16 protein-coding genes and 1 other annotated feature are annotated in these 19,898 nt (G+C 28.7%); of the genes, 6 read left to right on the plus strand and 10 right to left on the minus strand.

The window, feature by feature from the left end:
* Positions 1-403 precede the first annotated feature (403 nt).
* The 4 genes from OCV55_RS02180 to OCV55_RS02195 all read right to left on the minus strand — a co-directional run bounded on the left by OCV55_RS02180 (position 404) and on the right by OCV55_RS02195 (position 4,179).
* Complete coding sequence (locus tag OCV55_RS02180; protein WP_147579675.1) at positions 404-1,039, minus strand: TetR/AcrR family transcriptional regulator; 636 nt, start codon at positions 1,037-1,039, stop codon at positions 404-406.
* Positions 1,040-1,177: 138 nt separating this feature from the next.
* On the minus strand, positions 1,178-2,926 hold the full coding sequence (thrS, locus tag OCV55_RS02185) for a threonine--tRNA ligase (RefSeq protein WP_107030605.1): 1,749 nt from the start codon (positions 2,924-2,926) through the stop codon (positions 1,178-1,180).
* Between the two features lie 249 nt (positions 2,927-3,175).
* Positions 3,176-3,406, minus strand: a complete 231-nt coding sequence (locus tag OCV55_RS02190) for a hypothetical protein (protein WP_254697789.1) — start codon at positions 3,404-3,406, stop codon at positions 3,176-3,178.
* 53 nt (positions 3,407-3,459) lie between these two features.
* Positions 3,460-4,179 (minus strand): pseudouridine synthase, encoded by a 720-nt coding sequence (locus tag OCV55_RS02195; protein WP_022001201.1) that lies wholly within the window; start codon positions 4,177-4,179, stop codon positions 3,460-3,462.
* A 151-nt stretch (positions 4,180-4,330) separates the two neighbouring features.
* On the opposite strand from OCV55_RS02195, the gene OCV55_RS02200 reads away from it, so the two are divergent.
* The 5 genes from OCV55_RS02200 to OCV55_RS02220 are packed head-to-tail and all read left to right on the plus strand — an operon-like array spanning position 4,331 to position 9,062.
* Positions 4,331-5,086 (plus strand): threonine/serine exporter family protein, encoded by a 756-nt coding sequence (locus OCV55_RS02200; protein WP_147579677.1) that lies wholly within the window; start codon positions 4,331-4,333, stop codon positions 5,084-5,086.
* Positions 5,086-5,535 carry a threonine/serine exporter family protein gene (locus OCV55_RS02205; protein WP_022001203.1) on the plus strand — a complete coding sequence of 150 codons (450 nt, stop codon included), beginning with the start codon at positions 5,086-5,088 and terminating at the stop codon, positions 5,533-5,535. Before OCV55_RS02200 ends, OCV55_RS02205 begins: the two co-directional genes overlap by 1 nt.
* Positions 5,532-6,677 (plus strand): nucleotidyltransferase, encoded by a 1,146-nt coding sequence (locus tag OCV55_RS02210; RefSeq protein WP_147579678.1) that lies wholly within the window; start codon positions 5,532-5,534, stop codon positions 6,675-6,677. Before OCV55_RS02205 ends, OCV55_RS02210 begins: the two co-directional genes overlap by 4 nt.
* Before the next feature lie 58 nt (positions 6,678-6,735).
* Entirely contained in the window at positions 6,736-7,800 is a 1,065-nt protein-coding gene (locus tag OCV55_RS02215; protein ID WP_147579679.1) for a hypothetical protein, read from the plus strand.
* The gene (locus OCV55_RS02220; RefSeq protein ID WP_119362905.1) at positions 7,797-9,062 is read left to right on the plus strand and encodes a hypothetical protein; all 1,266 of its coding nucleotides are present in this window, start codon (positions 7,797-7,799) and stop codon (positions 9,060-9,062) included. Before OCV55_RS02215 ends, OCV55_RS02220 begins: the two co-directional genes overlap by 4 nt.
* Positions 9,063-9,105: 43 nt before the next feature.
* On the opposite strand, the gene pheT is transcribed toward OCV55_RS02220, so the two are convergent.
* Both pheT and pheS read right to left on the minus strand, forming a co-directional pair.
* Entirely contained in the window at positions 9,106-11,496 is a 2,391-nt protein-coding gene (gene pheT / locus OCV55_RS02225) for a phenylalanine--tRNA ligase subunit beta (protein WP_147579680.1), read from the minus strand.
* Between the two features lie 4 nt (positions 11,497-11,500).
* Entirely contained in the window at positions 11,501-12,538 is a 1,038-nt protein-coding gene (gene pheS / locus OCV55_RS02230; RefSeq protein WP_119362903.1) for a phenylalanine--tRNA ligase subunit alpha, read from the minus strand.
* Between the two features lie 35 nt (positions 12,539-12,573).
* Positions 12,574-12,768 (minus strand) — a binding site (T-box leader).
* A 184-nt stretch (positions 12,769-12,952) separates the two neighbouring features.
* Here pheS and OCV55_RS02235 point away from each other — a divergent pair.
* Complete coding sequence (locus OCV55_RS02235) at positions 12,953-13,651, plus strand: hypothetical protein (protein WP_230308128.1); 699 nt, start codon at positions 12,953-12,955, stop codon at positions 13,649-13,651.
* A gap of 71 nt (positions 13,652-13,722) precedes the next feature.
* On the opposite strand, the gene OCV55_RS02240 is transcribed toward OCV55_RS02235, so the two are convergent.
* From OCV55_RS02240 to OCV55_RS02255, 4 genes are all read right to left on the minus strand, one after another.
* Positions 13,723-16,617 carry an MBL fold metallo-hydrolase gene (locus tag OCV55_RS02240; RefSeq protein WP_032091693.1) on the minus strand — a complete coding sequence of 965 codons (2,895 nt, stop codon included), beginning with the start codon at positions 16,615-16,617 and terminating at the stop codon, positions 13,723-13,725.
* A gap of 143 nt (positions 16,618-16,760) precedes the next feature.
* The gene (locus OCV55_RS02245) at positions 16,761-18,236 is read right to left on the minus strand and encodes a prolyl oligopeptidase family serine peptidase (RefSeq protein ID WP_107030597.1); all 1,476 of its coding nucleotides are present in this window, start codon (positions 18,234-18,236) and stop codon (positions 16,761-16,763) included.
* A gap of 73 nt (positions 18,237-18,309) precedes the next feature.
* A complete protein-coding gene (locus OCV55_RS02250; RefSeq protein ID WP_147579681.1) occupies positions 18,310-19,134 on the minus strand; it encodes a helix-turn-helix transcriptional regulator in 825 nt (274 codons plus the stop codon).
* Complete coding sequence (locus tag OCV55_RS02255) at positions 19,113-19,898, minus strand: HAD family hydrolase (RefSeq protein WP_147579682.1); 786 nt, start codon at positions 19,896-19,898, stop codon at positions 19,113-19,115. Before OCV55_RS02255 ends, OCV55_RS02250 begins: the two co-directional genes overlap by 22 nt.

Raw genomic sequence — 19,898 nt, forward strand, 5'->3', positions numbered from 1 at the left:
TTAAGTACGACTGAACGTCTTTTATACTTATAATGTATCACAGCTACATGTCTAAAACAACATCTATTATAAAAACTATAAAAGGAGCTAGCTCTCTCCCTACGCTTCGCTTAGAGGAAGGGGATTGCGCTCCTATTTTTGTTCAAACATTTCTTTTTCAGTTTCTGTAAGTTTTATTTTTTTTGATAATTCTTCGATGATTTTCATAAGAACATTCCTTATTATTTTTTATAAAAAGGTATCTTTTCGATACCCTCTACATGCGTTATCCATCGTTTTTATCACCCGCAAAACATTGATTGTAAACAATCATATTCTTTTACATTTTAAAACTTTACCTTTTTTTATAAATATTTTCTTAAAAATATAAACACTTATCAAATATATAAATTTTATTATCTATTTATGCTTTGACATATGCAAGAATCATTTCTTTTAATTGAATCAACTCTGGTGTGTAGTCTTCATTTTCTTTAGAACCCCAAATAAAACCTCCTGCATAATATGCACAAGCTGTCATCATTGTATGAACTGTTACTCTCATAAACTCTTCTTCTGCCATATCTGTTTTAAACGTTTTATCTTCTTTGGCTTTTTCATACATCATATGAAAACGTGTATTTGCTGAAAAAAGTGCTTGATTAAATTCATCCATTTGTAAATCTTTTCTTCCTGAATGAGATACATAATGATTGAAATTATCATTATATCGAAGAAGAGCTTTATGCGTTTGATACATTTCAATAAAACTATCTAATGTAAAAATCAAACGACCGATAGCTGGTATATCTCCTACTGAACTCATTGGTCTTTTTTGATCTAATTCATCAAAATATTCTTTCCATTCTTTTGTATTTACCGCAATAACAAGTTCTAATTTTCCTGGGAAATAGCGAAACAATGTTGCTCTTCCAATTCCTGCTTCTTTTGCTATTTCTCCCATTGTTACAGATTCGATTTTTTTATCTACAAAAAGACGAAAAGCAACATCTATAATTTTCTCTCTGCGTTCATCTTTTTCTGACTTTTTTATTATCATAATTTCCTCACTTTATAGAGATACTCTATCTCATTAGTATTATATAAGTAGCATTTTCTTTTGTCAATTTTATGTAAAAAGCTCAATTCTATATTTAAAAATTGAGCTTCTACGTATACCATATCTTAAAAATATAAACTATTTTTTATCTTTAATTTGTTGTTTTAACATTGAAACAAACTCATCAATAGTAACAGTTGTTGCTTTTTGTTCACCATGTTTACGATAAGTTACAGTTCTTTCATCACGTTCATTATTACCTAAAACAAGAATATAGTTTGCTTTTTGCATTTGTGCTTCACGGATACGATATCCTAATTTTTCATCTCTTGAATCAAGTTCTACTTCAAAACCTTCATCTAATAATAATTGATAAATTTCATTAGCGTAATCTAAATGATATTCATTTTTAACAGGTAATACTTTGACTTGTGTAGGAGCTAACCATAATGGTAAGTTTCCTTTTGTTTCTTCTAAGATATAAGCCATGAAACGATCTAATGAACCTAAAATAGCTCTGTGTAAAACAACAGGAGTTTTCTTAGTTCCATCTTCCGCAACATAAGTTAAGTTAAACTTAGCTGGTAAACAGAAGTCTAATTGACAAGTTGATAAAGTGATTTCATTACCAATTGCTGGTTTAACATTAACGTCTAATTTAGGACCATAGAAAGCAGCTTCCCCAATTTCTTCAGTATATTCAATACCAAGTTCATTCATTACTTCACGTAATTCATTTTCTGCTTTATTCCACATTTCATCATCATCATGATATTTTTCTTTATCTTCTGGATCTCTAAGAGATAAAACACAACGATAATCTGTAATATTGAAATCTTTATAAACATCTAAGATTAAATCGATAACACCTTTAAATTCTGATTTAATTTGTTCTGGTGTTACAAATAAATGAGCATCGTTTTGACAGAAATGTCTTCCTCTTTCAATACCTTTAACAGCTCCTGATGCTTCATATCTAAAGTCATGAGCAATTTCACCAATACGAATTGGTAAGTTTTTATAAGAATGTAATTTATTTGCATAAATCATCATATGATGAGGACAGTTCATTGGACGTAAAACAAATGATTCTCCATCCATTTCCATTTGTGGGAACATATTTTCTTTATAATGATCCCAGTGTCCTGATGTTTTATATAAGTTTACTGTTCCTACAGCAGGAGTTAATACATGTAAGTAACCTAATTTCTTTTCTTTTTGTTTGATGTATCTTTCAAGTTTTTGCCAGATAGCATATCCTTTTGGTAAATACATTGGAAGACCTCTACCAATTAAATCATCAACCATGAAGATTTCCATTTCTTTACCAATTTTACGATGATCTCTTTCTTTAGCTTCTTCTAATAAATTTAAGTGTTCTTCTAATTCTTCAGCAGTTGGGAAACAAACACCATAAATACGTTGTAAAACTTTATTGTTTTTATCACCTTTCCAATAAGCACCAGAATGTTTGATTAATTTAAAGTTTTTACACATTTTAACTGTTTCAACATGAGGACCTCTACATAAATCAGTAAAATCTCCTTGACTATAACAAGTAATTGTTCCATCTTTTAAATTAGAAATTAAATCTAATTTATATTCATCATCTTTAAACATTTCTAAAGCTTCTTCTTTAGAAATTTCACGACGAACAATTCTTTTACCATCTTTACAGATTTTTTTCATTTCTTTTTCAATTTTAGCGATTGCTTCATCACTAACAACTTCATCACCTAAATCAACATCATAATAGAATCCTTCAGCTACAACAGGACCTACCCAAAATTTAGCTTGAGGATAAAGATGCTTGATTGCTTGTGCCATAACATGGGCACAAGAGTGATTTAATGTATTTAATTGTTCATTTTCTTTAAAATCTACCATTTTCCTTCTCCTTTACATAAAAAACTCTCATCCAAAGGACGAGAGTTTCGTGGTACCACCTTAATTTGCTTTTCAGCCTCAAAACTTTAACGCAGTTAACGACAATCTTTTTCAAGTGTAGCTATTAGGGAGTATCTTATAAACATTCTCAAGGTTTTCACCAACCACCTTTTCTCTAAATCAAATCATTTATAAAACATATCCTAAATCATTGCTTTTTTATTTACGTTTTTATTCTAATACAATATTTTACATTGTCAACTGATTATTGGTTTTCATTTCTTTTATTTGCATACATTTTTTCTTAAAAGCTAAATAAACAAGTTTTGAAGGAAGGGGTTCAGACAATGTGAGCGTATCACATTTAACACAATATAATCCTTCAATCCCATTAACACATATATTTTCTACCCATTCATCCGTTGCTTTGCAAATACTACAGTTTTTTAATTGTTTATCATCAATAATTTGTACTCTCATTTCCATCACCAACAATTAGTATAAGCACTCATGCATAAAAATGATGTCGAATTTTATTTTCCAACTAATTTTTTTAAATCTTTTACTTCTTGTGGTTTTAAACGACGATATTCTCCAGGACGTAATCCTTTTAAATTGACACAACCAACAGAAATACGATGTAATCTTTTTACTGGATGTCCCACACTTTCAAACATTTTTTTAACTTGTCTGTTTTTTCCTTCATAAAGTTTAATTTTTAAAACAGTTGTTTTATGTTCCATATCTTTATAAGTGACTTTGATTTTACAAGGCATTGTTTTTTTACCTTCTAAATAAACACCTTTTTCTAAATGATGTAAATCTTCACCTTTAATAAGACCTTTAATTGTTACTTCATAGATTTTTTCTAAGTGGCTTCTTGGATGCATGATCATATTTGCAAAATCACCATCATTAGACATAATTAAAGCACCTGTTGTATCGAAATCTAAACGTCCAACAGGATAAATTCTTTCTTCAACTTCTTCAAAGTAATCAATTACTTTTGGTCTATCGAACTCATCATCTAATGTACAAACACATCCTTGTGGTTTGTAAAAAAGATAATAAACTTTATTTTCACCAACAATAGCTTCTCCATCAATTAAAACAACATCTCCAGATTTAACTTTAGTTCCAAGTTCAGTTACAACTTGACCATTAACAGAAACTCTACCTTCTCTAATTAAATCTTCTGCTTTTCTTCTTGATGTATAACCACTTGAAGCAATATATTTTTGTAATCTTTCCATTTATTTCACCTACTTTATCAAAAGTTATTATACCTAATTTTTATATCTTTGCAATCTGTTTTTATTTTTTTGAAAAATACCTTTTAAACACACTTTTTTTCTTTCCTAAATACTTAATAATTGTTATACTAACTTTTGGTGAAATAAAAAAATGAACGAACAATTATTAATAAAAAATATTGCTGAAATCGGTAAATTATTACTTAAAAATGGCGCTGAAATTTACCGTGTAGAAGAAAGTCTAGAACGTATGTGTCAAAGCTATGGCTTTCAAGATATAGGTGTTTTTGCTCTTCCTACTTATTTTACAATGAGTGTTACTTTTCAAGATGGAACAAATACTTCTCTTACTAAAAGAACTTTACAAAATCGTACAAACCTTGATGCTGTTTGTGCTTTAAATGATCTTGTTAGAAAAATCTGTAATGAAACACCTACTAATGATTTTATTGAACAACAAATAAGGGCTATCAATTCCTTACATCCTATCATGCCACTTGTTTTTTTAGGGTATGGTTTAGGTGCTGGAGGTTATGCTATTTTTTTTGGAGGCGGACTTCATGAAGGAATTATTGCTGGAATCATAGGTTTTTTAATGTATTTTTTTGTATGGATCAATGAGATTTTAGGAATTAATTCTTTAATGCGTACAACACTAACAAGTATGTTTTTAACTATCTTAGCGATTTTGTTTTATCATTTTCATTTGATTTATAATCTAGATGCGACAATTATTGGTTGTTTAATGATTTTAACTCCTGGAATTGCAATTACCAATAGTTTAAGAGATATTATTGATGGAAACTATGTTTCCGGGCAAGCACGTCTTGTTGAAGCTTTTTTTATTGCAACAGCAATTGCTTTAGGAGTTGGATTGATGCGTATTTTATTGAAAGGATTGATTTAATGGAACAAGTAATTCAATGTTTAAGTGCTTTCTTAGGGTGTTTAGGATTTGCTTTTGTTTTTAGAGTACATCGTCATCTGCCTTATGCACTTTTAGCTTCTCTTGGTGGGATGCTAGGATGGATCGTTTATTTACTGGTGATACCCTATCTAAGTAATATTATGTCAAATTTATGTGCGATGATCGTGGTAGCTTTATTTAGTGAAATTATGGCAAGAATATGTAAAGCTCCTGCAACTATTTTTATTGTTGTTGGTTGTTTCCCCATTGTCCCTGGGAAAGGAATTTATCAAACAATGCTTTATTTGATTTCACATGATCAAGATTTATTTCTTGATTCTCTTTTTCAAACAGTAGGAACAGCTCTAGCACTTGCAACTGCAATTTTAATTGTTTCAACTTTCTTTAAAGTTATTAAAACCATTAAACAAAAGGACTATCATTTATGAAAATATTAGGAATCATTGTTGAATATAACCCTTTTCATACCGGACATCTTTATCATTTACAAAAAGCAAAAGAAATGGTTAAGCCCGATTTAACAATTGCTATTATGTCTGGTAATTATGTTCAACGAGGAGAAGTCGCAATTATTGATAAATTTAAAAGAAGTGAACTTGCTATTAAATATGGTGTTGATTTAGTTATCGAACTCCCTTTTGCATATGTTTGTCAAAGTGCCGATTATTTTTGTAAAGGAGCGATTGATTTACTTTATCATATAGGAATTACTGATCTTGTTTTTGGTAGTGAATGTGGTGACATCGATACTTTTAAAGAAATCGCCTACGCTATTAAAAATCATCCTAATGAATATGATCAATATGTTAAAGCTGCTATGAAAAAAGGATTACGTTACCCTGATGCTTGTAATCAAGCTTTAAGTTTATTACTAAATAAAAGTATCAAGACACCTAATGATTTATTAGGTTTAGGTTATGTTAAAGAAGTCATTGAAAATGATTATCCTATTACTTTACATTGTATTAAAAGATCCAATGATTATCATGATACTACACTTACAAAAATTGCTTCTGCTACAGCTTTACGTAAAGCTTTAAAAGAAAAACAAGATGTTCATGATTATCTATTAGATATGTCTTATTATGATTCGCTTTATCAGCAAAATGATTTCTTTGATTATTTGAAATATCAAATTATCATTCAAAGCCCTACACAATTAAAAAAGATCCATCTTGTTGATGAAGGCATTGAAAACTTATTAAAAAAAGTTATTTTTAATGTAAGTAGTTATGAAGAATTGGTAAATAAACTTACAAGTAAACGTTATACAAAAACAAGGATTCAAAGAATGCTTTTACACATTTTAATGAATAACACAAAAGAAGAAATAAAAGATTGTTTTCCCATTAATTATCTTCATATATTAAAAATGAATCAAAACGGACAAAACTATTTAAAAACAATCAAAAAAACATGTGACTATCATTTAATTACAACCCTTTCTTCTTATACACATCCTGCTTTAGATTTAGAAATCAAATCATCAAAATTATTATCTTTGATAGACAATCAAATCATCAAAAAGGAATTTCAAAATATTCCTGTTAGCGAACTATCTAAAAGATAGTTCTTTTTTATTATTGAAATATGTGCTTAAATTAAGATAGTAGCTAAAGGAGAATATTATGTTATTTTATTATACAAAGGTACAAGTAAATGAATTAATGACACCATCTTTATTAATTGAACAAGTGATTTATTGGATACAACATACAAAAAATAAAATGAAAGATTTGAATTATGATCATTCTTTATACTATTCTTTAAAAGAAAAACATAAAAGCTTAGAAATTAAAGATTTTAAAACTAAAAATATTTTAGGAATTCAATTTATTACTGATCATAATTACAAAAAAAATCAATTTACAATAGAAATACTCTATCATTATCAACAAGAAATTCTTGAACTTTCTTTCTATAAAGAAATATCAAATGAATCTAAATATATCTCTAAAATCTCAATTCCTAAAATATTTCCAATGATTTTAGAAAGTAATTATATTCAAAAAGACCATGATTTATCAATACAATCAACACCTCATTTTATTAATGAAAGAACAGTCAATCAACTATTAAAAAAATCATATCATTTACCAATAATCATCTTATACAAAAATAAAAAATGTCTTGTTAATCCCTTTATTTTAAATCAAGAGCTCTATGGAATGTGCCATATTATCGTCATTCCTACAAATAAAGAAATTAATTATGTAAAAATCAATTATCCAAACAATGAAAAAGAAAAACTCTTTTATGAAAAAAATTTTATTCAAACACTCATTCAACACATTCGTTATTATATGTTACAAGAAAATGAATTTTATTCTTTTTCAGAACTTCAACAATTTGAACTCTTACAATCTTATCAAGATGATGCAATATCATCTGTAGAAGTTCAAGAATTATTCTTAAATGAAATAAAGAACATTGAAAAAGACATCATTGATTTACAAAAAGAATACCAAAATAAAAAAGATATTCTTGAAAAACTTACAAACATAAATCAAGAATATAATCATCTCTTAAAACAAGATGATGAAGCATTAATCACGATTCATCAAGATAATTATAAAGAATATCAAGAGTATATTTTTTCAATCATTCATAAAACTTTAATGAATTTATCTCCTGATGATACTTATCGTAAAAGAGATCTTTTAAAGTCTATTGAAAGGAAACATCAACTATGAAGCATTTATCAACTTTGATTGCTGTAAAAAATCTAACTATTATTCAATTTACAAAAATAATTCAAGATTTATTTTATTTAGATGAATTTATATTAGATTCATTGATCATTCATTTAGAGAATTGCACAATTTATCATGATGAATCAGCTATTGCTTTTTGTATTCAATATCAAAATAATGATTATGAATATATTTTTAACGAAACAAAACAAAATATATATCTTTCTATTAATAAACGTAATAATCAATTTATCGATTTAATAACATATCTTAATAAATATCATTTTTTAAACAATAATCATTTTTCATATATTCAACCAAATATCAAAAATATGAATGATTTAAATCAAGTCATTGAATTTATAGAAAATAAAACAATTCTTCCTGTTATTTATTTAAATATATCTTTAAAAGATTTTAAAAATGAGATTCTAACTGAAATTCAATCAACAGCTTATATTCTTACAAGCGAAGATGAAAATTTTCATCAAGCATTTCAAAAACATTTTCATTTAAGAAATAATAGTTATATTCTTTATTTAAATCATGAATTTCAAAAAATTTCTTTTTTAAAAAAAGAATCTCCTCAAGAATTTATTGAGAAAGTAAAAATAAAAATTCAAAGTTATGTTTTACAACGTACATATTCATTTCCTTATAATATGAAAGATTTTCAACATCATATTATTAAAAAAATAATTGAAAATCATAAAGAAAATGATTTTCTCGAAAATTCTTCTATTGAACAACAAGTCTTAGCTTTAGAAGATAAGAAAAAGAATTTACAAAAAAATATTGATGATTTAAATAATCAAATATTGATTTTAGAAAATCAAAATAAAGAATTAGGAAGTTATATTAAACAACAAGGATATTATCCTTTAATATTAAAAGGAAATGAAAAAGAATTTTACAAAGGTGAACAAAGAGATCTTCTTCTTTATCTTTTAAAAGAAGAACTTAAAAATAATCATAATCAAAAACAACAACAAATCATTCATACAATTCTTGAACAAAATCCTCCTGTTGGTAATCGAAATAGATATTTAACAGATATTTTTAACTTATTAGTCAATGAAGGTCTTTCAAAGAAATCTATTGATACTTTAAGTCGTTATGGAATTATTTTAAATCATACAGGTAAACATCCAACAACTACTTTTTTTAATGATTCACGTTATACTATGACATTTTCTTCAACACCAAGTGATCTTAATGTTGGTAGACAATATTATCGTCAAATTAGAAAACTTTTCTTTTAACTTTTCCATAAAAAAAGAGGTGTGTGTTCGACACCTCTTTTGATTATCCTCTAAGTACTGCTCCAAAATCTTTTTCAACAGCTTTTAAGATTTTTTCCATAGCTTCATTAATTTCTTGTTCTTTTAATGTTTTCTTATCATCTTGGAAAGTTAAATTAATAGCTACTGATTTTTTACCAGCTTCTACATGTTCTCCAACATAAACATCAAAGATGTTTGTTGTTTTAACAAGTTTATTACTTGATTTAATGATTTTTTGACAAACATCATTTGCTGGAACAGATTCATCCATTACTAAAGCAATATCTCTTGAAACTGATGGATATTGTGGAATTGGTTGATATTTTACTTTACCTGTTTTGATATTTAATAATGCAGATAAGTTTAATTCAACTACATAAACATCTTTCACATCATATTTCTTTTCCATTAGTGGATGAACTTGTCCAACGACCCCAACCACTTCATTTTGTACTTTAATATAAGCACTACGTCCAGGGTGGAATGATTGGTTATCACTTTCGACACGTTCTAAACGATAACGTGATTCATTGATTCCTAATCTTTCAAAGATTGTTTCTACAAATCCTTTAACTAAATAATAATCTGCTTTGTATGAAATTTGTTTAAATGATAACCCATGGTATTCACCAGTACATGCAATCGCAAGGTTTTGTAATTCAACGCCTTTTGAGTATGTTGTTGATAATTCATATAAATGAACATCTTTCATATTTCTTGATTGGTTATAGTTAATGACTTGTAACAATGAACCGATAATTGATTGTCTTGTCACTGATCTTTCTTCACCTAATGGCATTGCAAGTTTAACTGGTTCTTGATCATGGAAAATATTGAAATCATGAACAAGTGATGGTGATGTTAATGAATAAGTTAATGTTTCATGTAATCCCAAGTCTTTTAATAAGACTTTCATCATATGTTTCTTTTCTTGAATTTCTGTTCTTTTTCCAATTGTCATAGACATTTCTGGTAAAGTTGATGGAATGTTATCAAAACCATACATACGCACAACTTCTTCAATCAAATCAGCTGCCATCGTAATATCATTACGATAAGTTGGAATTTTAACATTGAATGTATCTTCTTTTAATTCATATTTGAATTTTAATGAATCAAAGATTTCCGCAATTTCATTTGTTTGAATGCTTGTTCCAAGTAATCCATTAACTTGTTGAGTTGAAACTGAAACATATTTATCTTCAATATAAAGAGTTGTTGAAACAGTTTCATAGATTTCTTTAGCATCAGCAAGTTCTTCTAATAAATTTGCACATCTTTCTAAAATATTTAAAGAATTAGCAGTATTTAAAGCCCCTTTAATATAATGTTGAGAAGCATCTGTTAATAAATTTAAACGTCTTGCTGTTTCTCTTAAACTTGGTCCATCAAAAGTAGCCACTTCGATGACGATATTTTGTGTATTTTCATCAATCTTAGTACTATCAGCTCCCATAACACCAGCTACGCATCCAACACCATTGTCTGTTGAAACAATGATATCATTAGGTTCAAGTTTATATTCTTCACCATCTAATAAGATTGCTTTTTCATCAAATCCAGTTTTTACAACAAATTCTTTTTTTGTTAATTTATCATAATCATACATATGAATTGGTTGACCTGTTTCTAACATGACATAGTTAGAAATATCAACAATATTATTAATTGGTTTAATGCCAGAAGCAAGTAAAGCTGTTTTTAACCAAGCAGGTGATTCTTTTGTAGTGACACCTTTTACAAGTTTAGCCCCAAAGAATGGACATAATTCAGTTTCTACTTTGACTTCAATATTGCTTCCAGGAAGACCTTTTTCCTTGATTTCTGGTAAGTTGACGTCTCTTTTTAAAACAGCAGCCACTTCATAAGCAAGTGAAGTTAAAGCCATACAATCCGCTCTATTTGGTGTTAAACCAATATCTAAAATCGTATCTTTTAAACCTAAATATTCTAAAGGATCTGCTCCTACTGGTGCATTTTCATCTAAGACATGAATTCCATCTTTATCTTCAGGAGATAATAAACGTTGATCTAAACCAAGTTCAGCCATTGAACAAATCATTCCGTTTGATTCTTGTCCACGAATGGTACTTTGTTTAATAACAAAACCTTCTCCTAAATCACATCCAGGATTAGCCACAATAACTTTTTGTCCAACAGCCACATTTGGTGCTCCACAAACAATTTGAGTCACTTCTCCCGGTCTTACTTCTACTTGACATACATGTAAATGATCACTATCAGGATGATCGATACATTCTTTAACATAACCAATTGTCATGTTATTTCCATTAGCTAATGAATGCATTCCTTCTACTTCTAAACCAATTGAAGTAATTTTATCAGCAAGTTCTTTTGGATCTTGATCATCTATTTTAACGTATTTATTTAATAAATTTAAACTGACTTCCATTTTCTTACTCCTCTCTTTGGAATTGGTTTAAGAATCTTAAATCATCATTGTAGAAATCACGAATATTATCAATACCGTATTTCAACATAGCCACACGTTCGATTCCAATTCCAAATGCAAAACCTTGATATACTTTACTATCAAAACCACACATATCTAAAACTTTAGGGTTGACCATACCAGCACCTAAAATTTCAATCCATCCAGTTCCTTTACACATAGCACATCCTTTACCACCGCAATGATGACATGAAATATCCACTTCTACTGATGGTTCAGTAAATGGGAAGTAAGATGGACGTAATCTAATTTCACGTTTTTCCCCAAAGAATTTTCTTGCGAAAACTTCTAATGTTCCTTTTAAATCAGCAAGCGTGATATTTTTATCAACAACAAGACCTTCACATTGCATAAATTGATGTGAGTGAGTTGCATCATCATCATCTCTACGATATGTTTTGCCAGGACAAATAACTTTAATAGGTCCTTTACCTTTTGCTGCAAGTAAGGTATGGGCTTGTACTGGAGAAGTATGTGTCCTCATTAAAGTATTTTCATCAATATAGAAAGTATCTTGCATATCTCTGGCAGGATGTCCTTTTGGTAAGTTCATTAATTCAAAGTTGAAGTAATCACTTTCTACTTCTGGACCTTCAGCAATTTGATATCCCATTCCTAAAAAGAGTTCTTCTAATTGAGAAACAATAATTGATAAAGGATGCATTGTTCCTTGATCTAATTTATAACTAGGTAATGATAAATCAATTGTTTCACTATTGATTTTATCAATAATTGCTTGATGTTCTAAAACTTCTTTTTTATCTTCAACAGCTTTTGATAATTCTTGTTTAACTTTATTACTTGTTTGACCAAATGTTTTTCTTTGATCTGGATCCATATTCTTCATAGATTTCATTGCTTCTTGAATAGGACCTTTTTTCCCTAAATAAAGCACACGAATATCATTTAATTCTTTTAAAGATGTACAAGCTTCAATTTTTTCTAAAGCTTCATCTTTAATTTTTAATAATTCATTTTCCACTTTATTTCCTCCTTAAACATAAAAAAACTCATTCCAATAGGAACGAGTTGATCGCGGTACCATCCTAATTCATGTTTAAAACATGCTCTTAATTAAACATTAACGCAGTCTCACGTCACTGATTAGGTGCTCTCCATGGTGAATTCAATAAATTATCTGTAGGAGTTTCCACCACTTCTCCCTCTCTAAAACAGCATCCTTTATTTACTAATCCATATCAACGATTTATATACCCCATTATTATATCAAAATTTATGATGAAAACAACCCCAACTTAAAACAAAATCATAGTAACAATCTCATTGACACCCCTTAAGCAAAGGAAGATAATTAAATTAAAGATGGTTTTCAATCTAATTGATCTTAAATAAGATTCCTTTAGATTGAAACATTTTAAAAAGAAAGGAGATATTTATGAAAAAGAAAAAATTATTTTTAGCATCCTTGTTGTCATTTTCATTGACAGCCTCAATGTTTTTTACAACAAATATTCATGCATTAGAAGAAGTACAAAATGAAAATCAAATTGAAGAAAGTAATGAGACTTTAACAGAAACACCATCATTAACATTGGTATCATCTACATGGGATGGAGAAAATGATATTGTTTTTAATGTTCAAGCAAAAGATACAAAAGTTGAACTATTAGAAATGTATATTTATAGTAACGGATCTTCTATAGGATCTATTTATGTTAAACCTGACAAGGCAGTTGATGATAGTGGAAACGGGACTATCACTATTAGTAATAACGAATTAAAAAATATAAAAACACTTATTGGTCCTGATAATCAAACATTTAATTGGTCTCAAATCGAACAAATTGAAATGGTTTTTAGTTTTTCTAAAGGAGAAGAATTGAGTTCATTTAAAACAGTTTATGTACCTGTTCATATTTTAGAGACACCAACTCCAATAAATCCTGATAAAACAGATAAAACTGAAACTGTTAAAAATGATACAAATAACAAAACAACTGTAAAACAAACATCTTCAACAGCTGTAAAAACAGGAGATAATACAAATATCACTCCTTATGTTTCACTTCTTGTTGTCAGTGTTGTTGTCATTATTGGTATTGTTGTTTATAAGAAAAAATCATCTAAAAAATAATCTATAATATTTTTTGCATAAAAAGTGGGATGAACATTCATCCCACTTTTCCCTTAACATTTTTAAATCATTTAATTATTTTTTTTACTCTTTTTTACTACAAGGATAAAAGCCAATGCAGACAAGCATGCAAAGACAGCCAATGGCATTACTTGTGTTGAATCACCTGTTTTAACGTTTGTAGTTGTAGAAGTCACTGTATCGTTTTTAGCTGGTGTTTTTGTTGGTTCATTAGAATCTGATGGTTTTTGATCTGGGTTAGTTGGTGTTTCTGGTGTTTGTTTATCTAAACGAATTGTTTCACCAGTATTAACATCACGAGCATATTTACTCATGAATTCCCACATCAATTTAGCATCAGGAGTATAGTTCCAATGTCCCCATCCATAAATACGAGCCATGCTAATTTCTACACCTTTAGCATTTTCCATTGCTCCTACATCAATTTTAGCAATATTTTCAGCTGTAGGTTCAATTGTATAACGTTTTGTCCAAGGAACTCCATATAAATAAGCATCTGCTTCTAAAACATCTTCAAGTTGTGTTACTTCCATATCATTTAATTCTTGATAAAGTTGTGCAACTTGTAATCCTCCATTTGATTCAGTTGTATCAAATGCACCTTTACAATATTCATCACCATCACCTGTAAAGTAGATAATAGGCATATCATATTTATCTTTATTTTCAGCAACTGCTTTTTTATTTAATTCACTTGCTCCAAATGGACCTGAGTGACCTGCTGCTGCTGCAAAATATTTTGAATCAGATAAACCAGCATTTGTTGTATTCATACTTCCTGCTGATAATCCTGAAATATAAACTCTTGATTGATCAATTTGTGGATATTTTTCTTCAATAAGTTTTAACATTGTAATAACATCTGAATCTGCAGTAGCATTTAAATCATCTGTCATTGGATCATATGTATATCCTTGATAAGTGTGTCCTTGCCATTCAGGACAAATAAGAATAACGCCTTCTTCACTAGCAATTTGTGCCCAACCAGATGTATCATATTGTGTTCTTGGATCATTTGTATTTCCATGGAATAAAACAACTGCAGGAACACTACCTTCTTTAGCATCTTTTGATTGTTCAGGAATATATTCATACCATAATGAATCAATACCATCATTATCTAAATCTTGTGTATTAACATAACGATCAATATTATCAATAGCATCTACAGAATCAAAATATTGATATTTTCTTGCTTGATCAGCTTCTTTATTACCTGAAATTAAAGGACGTGAATACCAAGTAGCTGTTTCCTTATAAACATCACTATAATTTCCAATTCTACCAAATTTCTTAAGTACTTTTTCCCAAGCATCTTTTGTTGCAGAAACTGCATCTAAACCAGTATCCTTATTAACTGCAACAACTTCATAATGGCTTTCTGGATTTACATAATAACCATCTTCAGTTTTAGTTGCACTATTTGCTTTTACATAAGTATTTACAATTTCATCATTATCAGTTACTAAATAAGTTGGTACTGAAACATTAACATCCATACCTTTTTCGGGATTAACTAATGCAAGACCAGAAACAAAGTTCATATAAGAAGCTAAATTTTGATTAATGAATGTAGCCCCATTACCAATTCCAATTAATTTAAAGTTACTAGATACACCTATTTTACCTACGATTGCTTCAAATCCTTGAACATCATCACTTGTAAATTCAACACCATTAGCTGGTCTTGCTACATAAACTTTACTTGCTGAACGATTAACAATTTCTTTAATACCTGATGCTTCAATATATTTTTCTGCTTCTTCATCAGACATATTACCATCAGGATAAACAACAAATGTAGGTGCAGCAGCTGCATTTACTGATTCAATACTTAATTGATCACTACCACTATAAACATAAGCTTCTTGCATTTGATTAACTGCTTTTTTATAAGCTTCAATATATTTAGGTAATGTATCGATTTTTGCTTTTGCACCATTACTTGAAAGTTCAACTGCATCTGGTGCCCAAGATGCTGCTGTATAACTATTTGAAATAGTTGTACCATCTAATAAACCACTAATAACTTGAGCCATATCATTGAAATATTGAATTGACATTTCATTTGGTCTTTGTGCATTATCTTCCCAGAATTGTTGCCAACGATGACCTGCTAAAATAGATAGAGATGGATTATTATTTAAAATCTTTCTAGCAAGTGAACATCCTTTATCTAATGCAGCAAGTGGATTACCACCATTTGTTTCAAAAAGTGCCCAAATAAATCCACTACCGAAAGTATCACCTGTAAATAATGCTTCATGTGTTTCATCAGTAATCATTAATGAACCTTCAGTATGTGCATTAACAACATTAAATTCATAAGGTGCACCATAAATATCAACTGTTTCACCACTATGTACTTTTGTTATTTTGCCATCAAATTGAGAAATAGCTTCAAATGCAACATCATAATCAGCATCACTTACATATACATTGTCTACTGTTACATTACTAAAAACTTCTTTTGATCTACCAAAACCAGTATGATCACCATGACTATGTGTAATGATAATTGATAAATGTTTATCACCTGTCATAGATTCAACAATTGTTTTAGCGTTTTGAATATCTTCTTCATTTTGGGAACCATTTCCTAAGTCAACTAATACAACACCATCTTCTGATAACACAAAATACATTGATGATGGATTATTCATTGCCCCATTTTCATCAGTTGCTCCACCAGGAAGTTTCTTTGTTCCTTCATCCCAATGATAAACATTATCTTTGATTTTTTCGACTTTGTACCTTCCTAATTCAGCATATCCATCTTTCATTAACGTTTTTAAAAATTCGCTATTATTTTCATCAAGCGTTAATAGTTCAGAAATATCTGAATTTGTTTTTTGTTCTCCAGTATTTTGAGCTTGTACAACACTTATCCCACTTAGTGCAAACATAATACTTAAAGAACTAATAAATACCTTTTTTGTAAACATCCATATTCCCTCCTTTTCTATTATTATATAAAATAAAGCGCTTACATGCATGTCAAAAACATGCATAAAATCGGTCTTTTTCTATCCAAATGTATTTTTTTACAAAAAAAGTCAAAGATTTTTCAATCCTTGACTCTTAAATATTATTCATATTCTTTATGTGCAATAAGCAAATAAGCACAGCTTGCAACAGCTAATAATGACATATAAGTAAATATTGGACTATTGTCTCCTGTTTTTACAGCTGTTTTTTCTGTTGTTTTTTGAGAATCTTCAACCTTATCTGCTATTTCTACATTTTCATTTTTTACTTGTTTGCTTTGTTTTGATAACCATGAAAATAATTCTAATGATGTATCATCTTCAATGGCTTCTCCATTGAACACATAGATCCATGACCAATGTGTTGAATATTGATATGGTTTTCCATCTTCTCCATTATAAAGTCCTGATGTATCATGAACATCATCTGGTGAAAAGACATGAAGATTAGTAGCGTTAGCGGCTTTTAATTTTTCAATAAGTGGTCTTGAAAATTGATTTGGATCTAACGTATCATCATTTTCACAATACGTAATAAATAATGGAAAATCTTTAAGTTTTTGAGCATCTTTTTCACTTAAATCACTAGCATCAAAACCTGTGCAAATTGGAAAAGCTGCAGCAAAATAATCAGTATACGATAAAACCATTTGCATTGTCATATACCCACCATTAGAACATCCACCAATATAAATACGACTTGTATCAATATCATCATTACTATCAACATACGCTTTAATACATTCCATTAAACTCTTTACATATGTTGAAGGTGTATGTCTTGGTGTAAATTTTAATCCTGATTCAGTAAATTCAAAATCACCATAACCATCCATCCAAAGCGTTGGACATTGTGGAACAAAAACATAAGCATTACCAAGTTTTTCTTGAATTTCTGGACTAATTAAACCTGTCACTTTATTTCCCAATACTGCTATTTGAGGATTTGTACCACCTTCTCCTCCACCATTTAACCATACAACTAAAGCATTTTTATGATCATCTTTTGCTGGTGAATATGTAGCAAAACTATAATTTGTTCCATCTGTTGCTTGATATCTACCTGAATAATCAAATTGATCTCCCGCAGATAAAGAACGAGATGTATAATTTGTATCAATATTTAAAGTATCATATTCATTTTGACCATCAATTATTTCTTTATTTTCTTTTAATGAAATTGTTAAATAATAAGGATCTGCCCATTCATTAAAACTTTTATAAATGAAAGGACTTCCTTCTGTTGGACTTACTTTTAAATCAATTGTAAAATATTTTGAAGCACCTTCTACTTTTTGACCATTTTGATCAGAAATATAAGCATCTACAATTGTTCTTTGAAAATCTTCAGCATTTTCTTTAGTTTCTACAACCTTTAAAACATCTTTATCAATTGTCGTTATTTCTTGATCAACATTTACAATTACTCTTGGTGTTGCTACTCCCCAATCATATTCATCTACAATTAAAGAATAAGTTCCATTAAGTACATGATTACTATTTACTGCATAGACAGGCGCTATCGCAAGTGAAAATAGCATCACAAAACAAAGCAAAAATCTTTTTGTATTCTTCATTAGAATTTCCTCCCTAAAAAAAGTATATCATTTATTACTCTTTATAATAGGTCTTTATTTGAACTAATAAACTCTATTTTAATAACTTTCGATATTCATGAGGTGTCATTTTATAAATTCTTTTAAAAATTCTATTAAATGATTTAGGATTCGCAAAGCCATTATTATAAGCAATATCTGTCATCGATAGATTAGTATGTAATATATCATTAATTACTTTTTCCAATCTAACACTATCAATATATTTTTTAATTGTTGTTCCAAAATTTTGTTTAAAATATCTTGATAAATAAGATTGTGAAACATAAAAATGATCAGCTAATACTTGTATACTTAAGTTTTCTTTATAATGTTGATCAATATAATTAACAATCTTCACTATTTTATTATTATTTATTTCATTTTCTTGAAGTACATATTTTTTTCTTACAAGTAATTTTTTTAAAAGTATATACATTAATATATCTGTTAGACCTTTAATCGCAATATGACCATACTCTTTATCATCATCATAAATATCGACTATTCTATAGATTGTTCGTACTATTTCCCGGGAAACTTCTCCATCTGGTTGTACAAATTCATAATGATCAATCAAAGGAAATATGCTTTTAATATAATCATAATTAATTTGAATGCCATATCCTTTATAAACCTCATACCCGCTTACAAAAGAAATCCCATGAATATTTTTACTATTAATAATATAAACATCAACATTTTGACTTCTAATCATATGTCCATTATCCCATATTTCTACCTTACCTAATATAGGAACCAATATTTCTATACTATTATGCCAATGTTTTTCAACATTTTCTTCACTACTTTCATAATACAAATCTAATATTTTAATAGGTAAATGTTCATCCAATTTTATTTTTTCGTACACGTACATTCATGAAGCACCCCCTCGTGATACAATGCTTTGATTATTCCCTCTTGATCAAAATCATCAGTCACATAAGTTGCTTTTTCTTTTAATACATCTACTGCGTTTCCCATTGCAATACCATGTCCTACTTCTCTAAACATTGCTTGGTCATTATAACCATCACCAAAAGCATACGCATTATTTTTATCAATATGGAAATAATCTAATAGATAGGCAATCGCACTGCCTTTATCAAATTCAATTGTTGAACAATCACAAGAACCCATTCCGCCATGATCATTAATAATTAAATCTTCTTTAAAGATTTCAACCATTGTTTGATAATGTTCTTGACTTTGATAAAACATATCAAACGTATAAAAATCTCCTTCTAAAGAATCAACAAGATGTTCAATACCATATTCCTTTTCTAAATCAACTTCTTGTTTTTGATCTAAATGATATTTTAAAGCTTTATCATCACTAACAAACATCGCCCCTAGTTTTCCTTGATCAAGTTTATGTACATAATAATCTAATTGTTTCTTGGTAAAAGCTCTACTATAAAGCTTCTTTCCTTCATAAAGAATATAACGTCCATTACAACTAATAATTCCACTAACAAGATCACCAAATAAACGTTTGGCATAAAATGGAGCTCTTCCCGTACAAATAAACGTCTTATATCCTTTTTCTTTTAATAAATGCAGTGCTTTTAAATTTGATTCTGTAATAACACCATGTTGTCCTAGTGTCCCGTCAATGTCAAAAAATAATATCTTATCCAT

Source organism: [Clostridium] ammoniilyticum (assembly GCF_025566905.1).
GTDB lineage: Bacteria > Bacillota_I > Bacilli_A > Erysipelotrichales > Coprobacillaceae > Faecalibacillus > Faecalibacillus intestinalis.